The organism is Lactobacillus sp. ESL0246, assembly GCF_003692965.1.
Classification (GTDB): domain Bacteria; phylum Bacillota; class Bacilli; order Lactobacillales; family Lactobacillaceae; genus Lactobacillus.
Genome location: NZ_REHC01000005.1, coordinates 14,368 through 29,243 on the forward strand (window position 1 = coordinate 14,368; position 14,876 = coordinate 29,243).

14 protein-coding genes are annotated in these 14,876 nt (G+C 35.2%); 12 read left to right on the top strand and 2 right to left on the bottom strand.

What is annotated here, in order from left to right; genetic code table 11:
• The first annotated feature begins 25 nt into the window (after window positions 1–25).
• The 7 genes from F5ESL0246_RS01440 to F5ESL0246_RS01470 all read left to right on the top strand — a co-directional run bounded on the left by F5ESL0246_RS01440 (window position 26) and on the right by F5ESL0246_RS01470 (window position 5,179).
• Window positions 26–262 (top strand): hypothetical protein, encoded by a 237-nt coding sequence (locus F5ESL0246_RS01440; protein ID WP_122017783.1) that lies wholly within the window; start codon window positions 26–28, stop codon window positions 260–262.
• Between the two features lie 203 nt (window positions 263–465).
• On the top strand, window positions 466–1,182 hold the full coding sequence (locus F5ESL0246_RS01445) for a GntR family transcriptional regulator (RefSeq protein ID WP_122017784.1): 717 nt from the start codon (window positions 466–468) through the stop codon (window positions 1,180–1,182).
• A 23-nt stretch (window positions 1,183–1,205) separates the two neighbouring features.
• Window positions 1,206–2,369 (top strand): SIS domain-containing protein, encoded by a 1,164-nt coding sequence (locus tag F5ESL0246_RS01450; protein ID WP_122017785.1) that lies wholly within the window; start codon window positions 1,206–1,208, stop codon window positions 2,367–2,369.
• Between the two features lie 165 nt (window positions 2,370–2,534).
• Window positions 2,535–3,023 carry a PTS sugar transporter subunit IIB gene (locus F5ESL0246_RS01455; protein ID WP_122017786.1) on the top strand — a complete coding sequence of 163 codons (489 nt, stop codon included), beginning with the start codon at window positions 2,535–2,537 and terminating at the stop codon, window positions 3,021–3,023.
• Between the two features lie 10 nt (window positions 3,024–3,033).
• Entirely contained in the window at window positions 3,034–3,951 is a 918-nt protein-coding gene (locus F5ESL0246_RS01460; protein ID WP_122017787.1) for a PTS sugar transporter subunit IIC, read from the top strand.
• Entirely contained in the window at window positions 3,938–4,756 is an 819-nt protein-coding gene (locus F5ESL0246_RS01465) for a PTS system mannose/fructose/sorbose family transporter subunit IID (RefSeq protein ID WP_122017788.1), read from the top strand. Before F5ESL0246_RS01460 ends, F5ESL0246_RS01465 begins: the two co-directional genes overlap by 14 nt.
• A 21-nt stretch (window positions 4,757–4,777) precedes the next feature.
• Window positions 4,778–5,179 (top strand): PTS sugar transporter subunit IIA, encoded by a 402-nt coding sequence (locus F5ESL0246_RS01470; protein WP_122017789.1) that lies wholly within the window; start codon window positions 4,778–4,780, stop codon window positions 5,177–5,179.
• A gap of 60 nt (window positions 5,180–5,239) precedes the next feature.
• On the opposite strand, the gene F5ESL0246_RS01475 is transcribed toward F5ESL0246_RS01470, so the two are convergent.
• A complete protein-coding gene (locus tag F5ESL0246_RS01475; RefSeq protein WP_122017790.1) occupies window positions 5,240–7,258 on the bottom strand; it encodes a hypothetical protein in 2,019 nt (672 codons plus the stop codon).
• A gap of 255 nt (window positions 7,259–7,513) precedes the next feature.
• Between F5ESL0246_RS01475 and F5ESL0246_RS01480 the strand changes: the two genes are divergently transcribed.
• Window positions 7,514–8,506, top strand: a complete 993-nt coding sequence (locus tag F5ESL0246_RS01480; protein WP_122017791.1) for a tagatose 1,6-diphosphate aldolase — start codon at window positions 7,514–7,516, stop codon at window positions 8,504–8,506.
• A 90-nt stretch (window positions 8,507–8,596) separates the two neighbouring features.
• Here F5ESL0246_RS01480 and F5ESL0246_RS01485 read toward each other — a convergent pair whose 3' ends face one another.
• A complete protein-coding gene (locus F5ESL0246_RS01485; protein ID WP_122017792.1) occupies window positions 8,597–9,358 on the bottom strand; it encodes a MurR/RpiR family transcriptional regulator in 762 nt (253 codons plus the stop codon).
• 121 nt (window positions 9,359–9,479) lie between these two features.
• On the opposite strand from F5ESL0246_RS01485, the gene pfkB reads away from it, so the two are divergent.
• From pfkB to F5ESL0246_RS01505, 4 genes are all read left to right on the top strand, one after another.
• A complete protein-coding gene (gene pfkB, locus F5ESL0246_RS01490; protein WP_122017793.1) occupies window positions 9,480–10,409 on the top strand; it encodes a 1-phosphofructokinase in 930 nt (309 codons plus the stop codon).
• Window position 10,410: 1 nt separating this feature from the next.
• Window positions 10,411–12,333, top strand: a complete 1,923-nt coding sequence (locus F5ESL0246_RS01495; protein WP_122017794.1) for a fructose-specific PTS transporter subunit EIIC — start codon at window positions 10,411–10,413, stop codon at window positions 12,331–12,333.
• A gap of 643 nt (window positions 12,334–12,976) precedes the next feature.
• Window positions 12,977–13,615 (top strand): hypothetical protein, encoded by a 639-nt coding sequence (locus F5ESL0246_RS01500; RefSeq protein ID WP_122017795.1) that lies wholly within the window; start codon window positions 12,977–12,979, stop codon window positions 13,613–13,615.
• 190 nt (window positions 13,616–13,805) lie between these two features.
• Window positions 13,806–14,864, top strand: coding sequence for an SEC10/PgrA surface exclusion domain-containing protein (locus F5ESL0246_RS01505; protein ID WP_122017796.1), 1,059 nt, complete (start codon window positions 13,806–13,808; stop codon window positions 14,862–14,864).
• The last annotated feature ends 12 nt before the right edge of the window (window positions 14,865–14,876 follow it).

Sequence of the window (14,876 nt, forward strand, 5' to 3'; positions counted from 1 at the left end):
AATGATTCTGGTAAGGATGATTTGAATGAAAAAAGAAAAGGTTACACCAAAAGAAGTAGCTAGACGTAATGGACTTTTTATGTGGACTGTGTTTGTAATCGTAATTAATCTTGTGCAAGTACTTTTCAAAAATTGGTTAACCAGTTTAGTTGCAATGGTGGGAACAATTTATGCATTGTATCGGGTAGTCGTTTATGATAACCCAAAAAATCGCCTCAGCCAAAAGTATTACGATTGGCGCGGTAATAAAATAAATAAATAAAATCATAACGAAGGTCAGTAAGGTGAACAATCTTACTGGTCTTTTTTATGACTAAAATGTTGCGAATGCTGTTAAAAGTGAGTGCATTTCAGATAAGTACTGATGAAAAGATAAAATAAGCTAAAATCAGATTGCAATTAACCGCTTTCTTTGCTACACTCAAATCATAAGTGGTATCAACCAGTTAGAAAGGAAGAAAGACAATGCAAAAACCGCTTTATCAGCGGGTGATTACTGATTTAGAAAAACAAATCAAAAAGATGAAGCCAAATGCCCGCTTACCAAGTGAGCGTCAACTTTTAATTAAATACGGTATTAGTCGTAATACTATTAGATTAGCGTTGCAAAATCTAGAAGAGCGCGGATTAATTTATCGTCTTCATGGCAAAGGAACTTTTGTTGCGAGTGTCGTTCTTGATCAACCTAATATCGGCGGGATGTATTCTTTTTCTGAGGAATTGAAGCGGGCTGGTCAAAAAGCCTCGACTCAGAATCGAAGTTTAGAATTAGTTACTCCGAATCAGCATATCATCGAACAACTGAATTTAACCGAAGATGAACAAGTTTATGAGTTGGTACGCATACGTTTAGCCAATAACCAGCCACGGATTTTTAGTAAAAGCTACTTACCAGCCAGGCTTTTTCCAGATCTTAAGATTACTGACCTGCAAGATCAGCAGCTGTACGGCGTTTTCAAACAAAAGTACAACCAAATTGGTGTAATGGCGTTTGAGGACGTGCAGGCTGTTAGTTTAAGCAAGCAAGAGGGTCAGTATTTAGATGAAAAAGCTGGTTTACCGTGTTTGAAAATTTTCCGTAAAACTATCAATGAAAAAAATATTCCGATCGAGTTTACGATATCACTAGCCCGCGGTGACAAGTTTATTTATCGTTCGCGCCAATACAATAAGTTATTTTGATTTTTAATAGAAGGGGAAAATAAATGTTTACTAAAACAGATGCAGAATTAGAACAAATGAATGCTAAAATCACGGCTCGTGAAATTGAGCAACAACCTAAATTATGGCTGGAAACATGGGAAATATACCAGGATAAAAAAGATGAAATCTCGGCTTTTTTAGCTAAAATTAACCAACAATGGAGTAAGGTACGGGTTATTTTCACTGGCGCTGGAACTAGTGCCTATGTTGGCAATACCGTGATGCCATACTTGCAAAAGCACGGCGATCGCAGCAAGTATAACTTCGAAGCTATCGATACCACTAAAATTGTATCTACGCCAGAAGATTACCTTGAACCAGAAACACCAACGATTTTAGTTTCGTTTGCACGCAGTGGTAATTCGCCTGAATCGGTGGCAACGGTTGAATTAGCCAAAAAAATGGTCAAGCACTTGTATCAAATTGCCATTACCTGTGCGCCTGCTGGCCAGTTAGCCCAAGACCTGATTGGTGATCCATGCGGACTAGTATTGCTAATGCCGGAAAAATCGCTCGACCAAGGCTTTGCGATGACCGGCTCATTTACGTGTATGAGTCTTGCAACCCTGCTCGTTTTTGACCAAATGGCTGATAAGCAAAAGGGTAAGATAATTGAACAGATTGCCCAAATGGGCGAAAGTGTCATTGAACGGGAAAGTGAAATACAAACGATCGTTGATACTAATTTTAACCGTATCACTTATATCGGAAGTGGTAGTCTTGGTGGCCTTGCCGAAGAAGCACGGCTGAAAATTTTGGAATTATCTGCTGGTAAAGTAGCTGCCCTCTTTGACACGTCAATGGGGCTTCGTCATGGTCCAAAGTCATTTTTGGACAAAAAGACAATTGTTTTTGATTTTGTCTCAAATAATTCTTATACCAGACAATACGACTTGGATATCTTAAATGAGATCAAAGATGATCAAATTGTGCCGCTTGTTATGGCAGTTGGTCAAGAAAAAGAGGGCCAAAACTTTGACGGACAATCATTCACTTTTGCTGAAAAAAATTTGCTACCCAATGCCTATTTGGCCTTGCCAGATATAATGTTTGGTCAGACGCTAGCACTGTTGACCTCAATTAAAGTGGGTAATAAGCCAGATACGCCATCGCCAACTGGCACAGTTAACCGAGTCGTTAAAGGGGTGACAATCCACCAATTTTAAAAGGCACTTGAATGAGTGATTGTAAGAATTTTTTAACCAGTAAAATGTTAAGACTTTAATTATTATAAATTATTTGTTGACAAAAACTGGTTGGTACCTTATTATGTAATTGTGAAAGCGCTTTATAATAATGTGAGGGTTTACTTAGTATAGATGGAGGTATATATGAATATTGTGGGTGCAAGAGTTGATGAGCGCTTGGTTCATGGTCAAGTAGCCAATCTTTGGACTCCTAAGTTGCAGGTAGAACGAATTATCATTCTTGATGAAGCGGCGGCAAAGGATGACATTCAAAAAAGTGGTTTAAGAATGGCGACGCCAATGACAACTAGATTAAGCGTTTTACCAACTGAGGTTGCGGCGGATCATTTAAATAAGGATCGTTATGGTAATCAGCGAATTTTCATTGTTGCAAAAAAGCCACAAAAATTTCTCAATCTTCTTAACTTAGGTGTTAATCTTGAAACGATTAATGTTGGGAATATGTCTAAAAAAGAGGACACTACTGAGTTAACCAAACAGGTTAATATCAGTTCAAATGATGTTGAAATTTTTAAACAAATTGCCGCTAAAGGAGTAAATTTAATAGCTCAAGTTAATCCAAGCGTTGATGCGCATGATTTAATGAAACTGATTGATGAAAAAATGAAGTAGGAGGAAGAAAATGGTTTGGTGGCAAATATTACTGCTTACAATATACGCAGGTTTAGAAATTCTTGACGAGTTGCAGATTTATTCATCATTGAACACTCCTGTTGGTGCAGGTTTGATTGCAGGAATAATTATGGGCGATTTACAAACTGGATTAATCATTGGAGCATCAATGCAGTTAATGGTTTTAGGAGTAGGTACTTTTGGTGGTGCTTCAAAGATAGATGCAACAACAGGAACAGTTTTAGCGACTGCATTTTCAACTAGCGTTAGGGGCATGAGCCCCCAAACGGCTATTTCATCAATTGCAGTACCAGTTGCAGCAATTATGGTTGAGTTGGATGTTTTGGCAAGATTTGCTAATACATATTTTGCGCATAGAATTGACCATTTGATCGACCAGGATAAAATAAATTATAGTGCGGTTGAAAGAAATGTTTTATACGGTGCAATCCCATGGTCATTATCTCGTGCAGTACCAGTATTCATTGCCTTGGCGTTTGGACGTGGTTTAGTTCAAACAATTGCTAATGCACTAAATGGTGATTTAATGTGGTTAGGTACTGGGTTAACTGTTGCAGGTGCCACACTTCCAGCAGTTGGATTTGCGATATTGCTACGCTATCTTCCAGTTAAAAAGCATATTGCTTATTTAATACTAGGATTTACCATTACGACTTTGTTCTCTGTTATTTTCTCTAACATTCAAGCTTTAGGTGCTGGAGTTGCTGCTGCAAATAAATCATTCACTGCCACTTTCAATGGACTTCCAATGTTAGCAATAGCCATGATAGGATTAGCTTTAGCAATTCTGCACTATAAGAGTATTCCAATTAATAAAGCGGCTGCTAAGAATGTCGTGGCCTCAAGTGATAATGCAAGCTCAAAAATTGATGATAATAAAGGAGAGATCACTGATGACGAACTCTAAACCAAAGTATCAGTTAACGGATAAAGATTTTAAGCAAATTAACCGTAGGTCATTATTCGGTTTTCAGCTGGGGTGGAATTATGAAAGAATGCAAAATAGTGGTTATTTGTACACAATTTTACCGCAGCTAAGAAAAATTTATGGTGATGATAGTCCAGAATTGAAAGAAATGATGAAAACTCATATGCAGTTCTTCAATACCTCTAACTTTTTTAATACAATTGTCACTGGTATTGATTTGGCTGTAGAAGAGAATGAAGGAATTGAGGGTAAGGATACAGTTACAAGTTTGAAAGTTGGATTGATGGGTCCGTTTGCTGCTATTGGGGACTCGATCTTTGCTTCCCTTGTTCCAACTATCTTTGGTGCTTTGGCAGCTTCAATGGCTGCGCAAGGCAATCCCATCGGTGTTGTTATCTGGGTAATTGCCAGTTTATTAATCTGTGTTTTCCGGTGGAAACAGCTACATTTTGCTTATGATAAGGGAGTATCCCTCGTTACTGATATGCGTGATAGTTTAAATGCTTTAACTGATTCTGCTACCGTATTGGGAGTATTTATGGTCGGTGCGCTAGTGGCTACAATGGTTAATATCAAGTTTGCTTGGGTGCCACAAATAGGCAAGGTTACCATGAATGTTCAAAATAATCTTGATATGATTATTCCGAAACTTTTGCCAGCGGCTGTGGTAGCCTTTGTATATTGGCTGCTTGGAAAGAAAGGGATGACTTCAACTAAGGCAATTTTAATTGTGTTAGTACTTTGTGTCATTTTAGGCGGTATTGGTGTTATTGCAAAAATTTAATTATTAAGGAAAAGAATATAAATGGCAAAAAATGAATTGATTTTAATTAGTCATGGAGACATGGCTGAGGGAGTAAAAGCTAGTGCTGAATTAATTATGGGTGAACAAGAACATGTTCACGCTGTATGTTTACTTCCATCAGAAGGACCAGATGATTTTAAGCAAAAATTTGAAAAAGAAATTGCTGGTGTTAATCCAGAAAATATTACGGTTTTTGCTGACTTGATGGGTGGTACACCAGCTAATGTGGTTAGCCAGTTGATTATGGCTGGTGAACAGCTCCATTTGATTGCAGGAATGAATTTACCCCTAGTTATTGAATGGCTTAATAGCCAAATGAACGGTATGGATTCTGATTATATTACGGCTGGAAAAGCTGGTATGGTCGATATTTCCAAAATGTTAGCAAAAATGAAAAAATAAAAACTCAAATAAAAATAAAACCTGATTTGAAAAGAAAATCAGGTTTTATTTTTACACAAATTAGAACAATAATTGAATTGTTTCGAGTGGATTAAGTTTGGTGGAAATAGTAGCAATATTATTTTTGACTTTAATTGATAACATTTTACAAATAAAGGATTTTCCTTTTCGTTTAATAACGGTTACCTTATCTTCAGATAAAGGATGAGACAAGTGCCATCTAATTTCTTTGTAACTGTCTAAAGTAAAGTTAGCTAACCACGCAATTTTACCATCATCTTGAATATTTAATTTAACATTGGGCATATCAATTAAATAATCAACGGAATGAATCTGATTAATCATTTGCTGCAAAAGTTCTTGCTTATAAGTAGTATATTGAGATTCCCAACCGTATTTAGGATCTTGATCCATCGGTAAAATGATTGTTCTCTTGTTAACTATAGTCATAAAATTACCCAGTTTTTCTCCTACTGAGTTGTATGCATTAGAGCAGATTTCAACAGGAGAATTTTTTTCATAGTCAAGTTTTAAGTAATTACCAGTATGTTGAAGCATCGTGATTCGTGGATTGACAACATTATTAATTCGATATCCGTCTGCTTGTTCGTATGATTGATAAGCTGTTCTACATTTGTGCCATCTTGCTTTTTTAATATGTAATAAACTGTTTAAGTCACGATCTAAAAGTACTTGTACGCTTTCGCCATCAAGTAAAACAAAGTTATTGCGTAATAGATCATTAATTTTTTCACTAGAAAAGTTACGCAGCAGTTGTCCAGATATAGCAATAGTTTCATTATTTAGTTGACTTTCCGAATTAACGGTAGTGATTGTTGTGGCGAAACCAAAAGATCCAAGCAAACTGGCCCAGTTTTTTTCATGTGGCAAAAGCTCAGTGATGTCCTTACCTGTTGGGGTTTGAAGACTGTAACTAGAATCTTGATCGACTAATACCTTAATGCCGCGTAAATGGTTTATGGACAAGCGGTTATTTGAAAGCTCAGTTATAAACGGCTTGATTTCAGATAGCATTTCAGCATAATGCCAAGAGTCGTTAATGCCATTGCCCATCATATCAAACAGGTTAAGCAAAATACCTTTGCTACCCACCAAAATAGATGTGATAATCTGAAACTTTGTAAAAGATAGTGATTTAACTAGTGGTGAGTACATATAATTTTCTAATTCAGGATAAAGGTCAGTTTTTTCTCCTAAAAAAGCCGCAGTAATTCGAGTATATGCTTCAAAATCACGACCATATTTTAATGGTGCTACTTCGTTATAAGCTGGCAGATGAGGACGAGCAATTGGAGTATGTCCTGAGCCAGCTTGTGTAATAAACAATTTTTGCCAATTCCGTCCTTCAAGCGCGTGCCAGTCAGGATAGGAAGTCATTTGAGCCAAATCGGTTTCTGGACTAACTTTATGCACTGCCTGTTCAATTAAATGTTCATTTTCAATCATTTCTTGGCGAGCTTGGTCAAGATAAACTTGTCGCTCTTTGGTAACTTTTCCTGGTTGGAGAATTTTTTTAACGAAATCTGTGCGTGATTCTGTAAAACCTAATCTCTGTTTGTATAACTTCATATGGTATGGACAAAAGCACATCAAACCGAGTGGTGAGTGATTGTAATGACGAAAATCGTCTTCAAGCCAAAGACGATGGGGATGGAGACTGGCATATTGAGCGTAAATTTTACAAATATATTTGCGCCAATGGGGATCAGCAGGACAAGCCATATCTTTTGCTTTATAACCATTAAGATCAACAAAAGTCTTGAATCCAATTGTTGGATTGACCTGATAACCTCTATCTGAATGCATAATTGTAGTCCAAGGATTTAAACTAGTTGTGACGCCTAATCTCGTTAACTCTTTTTGCATAGGTTTAATTGCATCAAGCCATACTTGAGTCTCATTTGTAGTTAGGTGACTATGGTTCAACTCTTCTCCATTAATAAAAAACGCAACATCATCAATTTTTGCTTTTTTAACAAAATTTAGTAACTTTTGCCTTTTTTCTGATGTATTTGTTTGTGGATCCAACATGTATCTTAGCGTATAGGTAAATGTCATAAGAAACACCTCAATATCGTTTGTGTTAACTTTTTATTAGTTAAATTCTAACACAAAATAAATATTCAAGTCTTGTCAATTTTAGGAATAAAAATGTTGAAATTCAAATAGATTAGATACAGTATTGAGTAAAGTTTTTCTAAAATAATAAATCATCTGTAAAGCTTTACACAAAGATTGGTACCGCTTTTAAAGCTAGTAATTTGAGTATATAATAATTGTGTGCGATTAAAAAATTATCAAAGGAGATATATAATGAGAACAATTACTTCTACTGTTGCTAAGCATATGGCTAATTTATCAACTGAAGATGGTGTAATTAGTGCCTTAGCTATTGATCAACGGGGATCACTAAAAAAAATGTTGGCTGCTGCTGCTAATAAGCCAGCAGATGAAACAACAATTATTGATTTTAAAAAGGCAGTTTCAAGTGAATTAACGCCTTATGCTTCTTCAATATTGACAGATCCTGAGTATGGTCTTCCGGCTACTAAAGTTAGAGATAAGAATTGTGGATTGCTTTTATCATATGAAAAGACTGGATATGACACTACTGAACCTGGTAGAATGCCAGATTTAATTGCCAACCAGTCAGGGCTGCGCATAAAAAATGAAGACGGTGATGCTATAAAGTTCTTGGTTTATTACGATCCTGATGAGGGTGCGGAAATTAATGACAAGAAGAAAGCATTCGTTGAAAGAGTTGGTGCAGAAGCTAAGGCCAACGAATTGCCATTATTTTTGGAATTATTAACTTATGATTCCAAGATTACTGATGCTAAGAGTGAAGATTTTGCTAAAGTTAAGGCTGCTAAAGTTATTGCAACCATGCAAGAATTTTCAAAACCTCAATATAATGTGACGGTTTTAAAGGTGGAAATTCCCTTTAATCTTAAGTATGTTGAAGGCTTTAATGGCGATAACAACGTTATTTATACTCAAGATGAAGCTAAAAAATTATTGAAAAAACAATCCGAAGCAACCGATCTACCTTATATCTTCTTATCAGCTGGTGTGACAAGCGAAGAGTTTATTGCTGAGATTAAAATGGCTGAGGATGTGGGAGCAAAATTTAATGGTGTTCTTTGCGGCCGAGCTACGTGGAAACCAGCAATTAAACCATTTGCAGGCGAAAGTGAAGAAGCAGGGCGCAAATGGCTTGCAACTAAAGGCAAAGAAAATATTGAAAATTTAAACAAAGCACTCAAAGGAGCAAAGTCTTGGCATGATAAGTTAGAAGTTGAATAATGTTATAAAAGCTTCTAGTTAAGAACAGATATTTTGAAATTTACTATATAAATTACTAGCACGAAGTTATTTAAATAACTTCGTGTTTTTTTATTTGTTTTTATAAAAGTCAGTTCTAACAGAATAGGCGTCACTAAAAATACGTGTCATAATTTGCAAAGGTAAACGTGAACGCACCTCATATTCAGGAAAGTAATTTGTTTTTGACATATATCCGATAAATGACAGGGTGGAATAAGGCATGATACTTCCAGCTGGATTGGTAGTAAAAGTTAAAATTGGTATTTCATTTTTATTCAAAATGGCTGCTGCCGCAACTAATTCTTCGGTTTCGCCATTTAGGGTAATAAAAATGGCAAGTGCATTAGGCTTAATTTTACTAGCCATAGTTTTAATAATATTTGGGTCAGAATGAAATTCGCAATATTTCCCAGTTAACTGCAACTTAACCATTAATTCATTGGCAATTGATTCTGAGAGACCGCGAGCAAAAATAAAGACAATTTTTGCTTGTTTAGTCAATGAAATACTGTCTTCAATTGTGCTATAGCTGAGATTATGGAGAGTATTGTTCATCTCAATTTCGTTTTTAGTAATAACATGACGGATTTTATCGTCAGCGTCATTTAAGACGCTAAAGGCAGAGTTTGATTTACTCTTTAGTTTCAAAGATTCACGGTAAGAAGTATAACCGCTATAACCCATTTTTTGCATTGTGCGTACGATTGTAGCAGTAGATACATTTGCGAATTGACTTAATTTAACTATTGACATTTTTGCAATTTGTTCAGGATTATTTTCGACAATATTCCATAAGTGAAGTTCAGCAGAACTGAGTTCTTTAGTTGGCATTGATTTACCTCATTTGTAAAACTTTTTCTGTTTATTATAGTAAACGCTATCATTTAAGAAAATCGTTACACTAAATTATCTTTATAATAAAGCAAAAGGCAAGAAAAAGGAGAAGAGAGCTTTGATTTATACAGTAACTTTAAATCCTGCAATTGATTTAGTAATTGTGACAAGGAAGTTAAAACCTCAAGTTGTTAATCGAACAGAAAAATTCGAGTTACAACCTAATGGTAAAGGGGTTAATGTTTCATTTGTTTTGAAAAAGTTGGGTATCACTAGTGTTGCTACTGGTATTGGCGGTGGTTTTACATTGGATTATATCGTTTCTGGATTAAAAGAAAAAGGTATACAAACTAATTTTTTTAAAGTTAAGGAACCAACTAGAGTTAATGTTTTTACAAATGTCATTGACGAAAATACTGAATATAAAGAGGTAAATCCGGGACCTGTAATTAATCAAACCGTTCAGGATAAATTTTTGCAGTATCTAACCACCAATTTAGTAACTAATGATATTGTAGTGATTTCTGGAAGTTTTTCCAAGGGAATTAAACCCAATATTTTGGTTGAGATTGCTAAAATTGCTAAGAATAAGAAAGCTAAGTTGGTTATCGATAGTAGTTACCCGGCAATTCTTGATACTTTGCCATTTCAGCCATTTTTGCTAAAACCGAATGATGCAGAATTGGCAAAACTTTTTAACTGCAAAGAAAAATTAACTAAAAAGAAGATCGTAGAATTGTCACAAAAATTATTGGCGGGTGGTTGCAAAAATGTTTTGGTTTCTTTAGGGGCGCGAGGAGCAGCATTGATTAATAATAATCATATTTTATTTGCCAATGCGCCCAAAATCAAAGTAGTCAATTCGGCTTGTGCAGGCGATACAATGCTGGGAACTTTTATTGCTCTATTAGAAAAAAACAAACAAGTTGAAGAAGCTTTAAAGATGGCGGTGGCGGCAGGTAGCGACACTGCAAGTAGAATTGGCTTAACTGAGTTTGATTTAGATGAATTATTACCACAGATTTCAGTAAAAGAAGGGATGAAGTAATATGACAAAATATGATTTGGTAGGTGCAACAGGTTGTGCTACTGGTGTTGCGCATACTTTTATGGCCGAAGAGGCCTTGGAAAAGGCCGCAAAAAAGCTTGGCTATACGATCAAAATTGAAACTCATGGACAAACTGGGGTTGAAAATCATTTGACAGCTGAAGAAATAAGAGAAGCTAAAGCTGTAATTGTTGCGTCTGATATAGATGTTGATACTGATCGTTTTGCAGGTAAAAAATTAGTTGTGGTTCCTGTGGCTCATGGATTAAAGGCACCCGAAAAGTTGATCAATCGTGCATTGAATGCTCCTATTTATAAAGAAGGTCAAAATTCGGGTAATTCTGATATGATTAGTGAAAATAACCAAAGTGTAGGAAACAAATTGTATACATCACTAATGAATGGTGTATCGCATATGTTGCCATTTGTTGTTGCAGGCGGTGTTTTGATCGCAATTTCCTTCTTCTGGGGAATTAATTCGGCTGATCCTAAGAGCAGTGAATACAATCAATTTGCGGCCATGCTAAACACGGTTGGTAGTACGACCATGAATTTGATGGCTCCGGTCTTAGGAGCATATATTGCAGAAGCATTGGCTCAACGAACAGGTTTTGTTGTCGGATTAGCTGCTGGTTTTATTACTTTTAATGGTGGTGGTGGATTTCTGGGCGCCATTGTTGGTGGCTATTTAGCAACAATTGTAGTTGGGGGATTACAAAAATTATTTAAACCATTACCAGATGATAAGTTTCGCGGCTTAAAATCAATTTTCCTATTTCCAGTTCTAGGAGTTTTAATCACTGGTTCTATCATGTATTTATTAAATACACCGATTAAAGCGATTAATGTAGGTATGATGACATGGCTCAAGGGTTTTGAAAACACTAATCCGATTTTACTTGGAATCATTGTCGGAATAATGTGCGCATCTGATTTCGGTGGGCCAATTAATAAAGCTGCCTATGTAACGGGAACTGTTTTACTTGCACAAGGTAATTATTACTTCATGGCTGGTGTTTCTGCTGCATGTATTGCTGCCCCACCACTAGCCACAGGATTTGCTGTTTTAATGAATCCTAAAGCATATTCTAAGAGTGAAAAAGCTGCTGGTTATGTTAATTTCCTACTTGGTTCAACCCATATTACGGAAGGAGCTATTCCATTTGCTGCTAAACATCCTTTATGGAATATTCCCGCATTTATGATTGGTTCAGCTGTAGCTTCTGTTCTTACCTATATTTCCAGGATAAGTGTGCCTGCACCTCATGGCGGTTTTATCGTTTTACCATTAGTTAATAAACCACTTTTATGGGTTTTGTGGATTGTAATAGGCTCAATTATCTCCGGTGCTTTATTGGCATTGATTGCTTCTCGTTTTGCCAAAAAGGATGCAATATCCACTGAAAATGTTGTGATACCTACTTCTTCCAAAATAAAAAATGAAACAACAGCAACAAATGAGAAAACATTTGATCCGAGTGATATCTTAGAAATAAGAAATATTAAAACAGATGTTGATATATCAACTCGTGATGAGGCTTTAAAATATTTAGCTAATTTTGCAGTTAACAATAATTTAGCTAATGATAGTGAAAAAGTTTATGCTAGTTACACTAACCGTGAACAAGAAGGTTCGACGGGTATGACAGATGGTTTTGCAATTCCGCACGCTCAATCAGCTGCAATTGAAAAATCAGCAATGCTAATTCTTAAATTAAAGCATCCAATAGACTGGCAATCATTGGATGGGCATAAAATTGATACGGTAATTTCATTTTTAATTCCACAAGTTGACAGTAATGAGCACCTAAAATATTTGTCAAATACGGCCAAATTGCTAACACATAAAGATTTTATTACTAAGCTAAAGGCTGCTAATACGTCTCAAGATATTTTTAACTTATTTAAAAATACTAAATTTTAATTGATCACATGCTAAAAAGCGGTTAAAGGATTAATTTTCCTTTAGCCGCTTTTCCACATTTTTTGTTTTAGTGTATTTACAATAAAAAATAAGTGCTCTCATGTTAAACAATAAAATTTTGAGAAACTCTTACTCTTCTACTTTTTTAGCATCATCCAGTGCCTCCATAATTGAAAGATTCTTAGTATGACAATCTTTGATCATTTGCCAGTCTTTTTCATCCAACTTAACGAGATATTTACTCATTATTCTCCCTCCTTCAGTAAAACTTTTAGCTTAACTATAGCACTTTAAATAAAAAACAACGATAGTTTTGTAAAGGTATTTTTCAATTGTGTTGCAAAAATAGTTACCTTTATACTAAATTGCTTAATGCAAATACGAGTCTTTAGACTAAGCAATTGTATCTCAAATCATTGTTCTTGTGCGTTTTTGCTTAAAAATATGCTTATAAATTAAATGTTACAAATGTGACAAGAATTTTTAACAGAGTAATCTTTTCTTAAAGCGGGAGTGATAGTTCTGTTATTGTTCTGCAATTAAAACACTGTAATATATAGACAATCAAATTGATAAGTAGATTTTTATTTTTCAATTTGATGGGAATAGTATAGATATGAAACTTTATAAGGAGAGAATTTTTTTGAAGGTAAAATCGATCTTAGTTAAATCAGCAGCAGTAGCAGCATTATCCGCTTCAGGCGTTGCTGTGATGAACAGTGCAAAAACAAACACAGTTCACGCAGCTATCGTTGAAAATGATGCAGCAGTTGTAACTGTAAATTATGTCGAGGGAAATCAAATTCGTGTATGGAACAGTTATGAGGAACCTGAAGCTACTGGACAAGTTTTACCAAGTAATTCTTCTTGGAAAGTCATTAAAACTGCTTATGATCAGTATGGTCATAAGTGGTATGACTTGGGCAAGAACCAATGGGTAAAGGCAAAGTATGTTAACCAAGGATATTACCCAGCACAAACTCAAACGCAATCTCAAGAAGTAGTTGCAAGTGGCAATGCAGATAATAGTAGTGTTAACTATACCGCAGTTGCATCTGATTCAGAATCCAGTGCTAAAGCTTGGATTGCTAACCGCGAATCTAGTGGCTCATACAGTGCACAAAATGGCCAATACATCGGTAAGTATCAATTATCATCATCTTACTTAAATGGAGATTATTCCGCAGCTAATCAAGAACGTGTAGCTGATAATTACGTGGCAAGTCGCTATGGCTCATGGGTAGCAGCTAAACAATTTTGGCAAGCTAATGGCTGGTATTAATCATATTTCCATTTCGTTTTAAATAAATAATATATAAGTAGGCACTAGTCGCTAAAACTGGTGCCTTTTTTGTAAAAATAATTATATTTTAAACTGCGTAAATTAATTGCTATTAATAGTAATTAAGTTTTAAAATTGTCTATAAAGTTATAAACGTCAATTAAATGAAAGATATTCTTGGAGAAGATAAATGAATAAAAGCAAAATTATGCTTGCAATAACCAATGTTTTCTTATGTATGACTATTTTGCAAATCATGGTGAATCAATCACAACAGGTACATGCTGTAACAGTTAAAGGATATGTTGTAGTTAAATCCAAGAAGAAACCACGACTATATAATGAATCGGGAAAGATTTCTGGTTCTTATGCTAGTGCTAAAACATCTTATCCGTATAGTATTAAAAAGAGAATTGGTAAGAAAAAAATTCTCGCATACAAGATTGGTAATAATTCTCATTGGATTTTAGCAAAAGATGTAAAGCAAAAAAGAAAACAAAGTTCACCGATTTATATTAAAGCTAAGTTAAAATTACCTTCCGGATATACTAAGGCGGAAGTATTGCGAGCATATCAAGGAAAGCCAAGTAAAGCTTTTATTAATGCATCAATGCGGGGAATGAAAGTTAATGACTTCAGCCGTGTAAAGTCGAGTGAATCAAAGACAGATGATTTGATACTAGTGAACTTGGATGCAATAACTTCTGATCAAATCAAAAGTTTAACTGAGTTTAGCTTGCGTCTAATCAATGATGCTAGAAGTGACTTGGGTCTCATGCCTTGGGTTAACAGTATAGGAACATATAAATTAGCTCAAGATATTGCCGTTGAGTATGCTAGAAATAATCAAACTATTAGAAATAGTCACTATATTCCTGGGATTGTTCGAGCCTGTAAAACTAACGGACTGAATTTGGATAATAATTATGTTGAAGACATGGCTGGATTTTACAATCCTACCCAAACTATGACAATGACGCAACTTAAAAAAAGTATCTATTTTGGCCTGAAACAAATGCTGTTCGGATATACTGGTAGTGGAGAAGATGGTCGCAATAATCGTAATTATTATCAGGAATGGGACCATGCTGGTGACTTATTAAATACGCAAGGCTCATTACATGATGGCGATTATAATTATTTTGGCTTCAGTATTTCACATACTAGTAATATTTGTTCTTTGCACTTCATTAGTGTGCCGACTTATGTAGTAAAAAGCAAAAAGTATAATATTGGATTTCAACCATAATACTTTAAAGTA

Coding starts and splice junctions, on each gene's coding strand:
- F5ESL0246_RS01445 (WP_122017784.1), top strand. CDS start 466: ATGCAAAAACCGCTTTATCAGCGGGTGATTACTGATTTAGAAAAACAA.
- F5ESL0246_RS01455 (WP_122017786.1), top strand. CDS start 2,535: ATGAATATTGTGGGTGCAAGAGTTGATGAGCGCTTGGTTCATGGTCAA.
- F5ESL0246_RS01440 (WP_122017783.1), top strand. CDS start 26: ATGAAAAAAGAAAAGGTTACACCAAAAGAAGTAGCTAGACGTAATGGA.
- F5ESL0246_RS01460 (WP_122017787.1), top strand. CDS start 3,034: ATGGTTTGGTGGCAAATATTACTGCTTACAATATACGCAGGTTTAGAA.
- F5ESL0246_RS01465 (WP_122017788.1), top strand. CDS start 3,938: ATGACGAACTCTAAACCAAAGTATCAGTTAACGGATAAAGATTTTAAG.
- F5ESL0246_RS01475 (WP_122017790.1), bottom strand. CDS start 7,258: ATGACATTTACCTATACGCTAAGATACATGTTGGATCCACAAACAAAT.
- F5ESL0246_RS01470 (WP_122017789.1), top strand. CDS start 4,778: ATGGCAAAAAATGAATTGATTTTAATTAGTCATGGAGACATGGCTGAG.
- F5ESL0246_RS01450 (WP_122017785.1), top strand. CDS start 1,206: ATGTTTACTAAAACAGATGCAGAATTAGAACAAATGAATGCTAAAATC.
- F5ESL0246_RS01505 (WP_122017796.1), top strand. CDS start 13,806: ATGAATAAAAGCAAAATTATGCTTGCAATAACCAATGTTTTCTTATGT.
- F5ESL0246_RS01495 (WP_122017794.1), top strand. CDS start 10,411: ATGACAAAATATGATTTGGTAGGTGCAACAGGTTGTGCTACTGGTGTT.
- F5ESL0246_RS01480 (WP_122017791.1), top strand. CDS start 7,514: ATGAGAACAATTACTTCTACTGTTGCTAAGCATATGGCTAATTTATCA.
- F5ESL0246_RS01485 (WP_122017792.1), bottom strand. CDS start 9,358: ATGCCAACTAAAGAACTCAGTTCTGCTGAACTTCACTTATGGAATATT.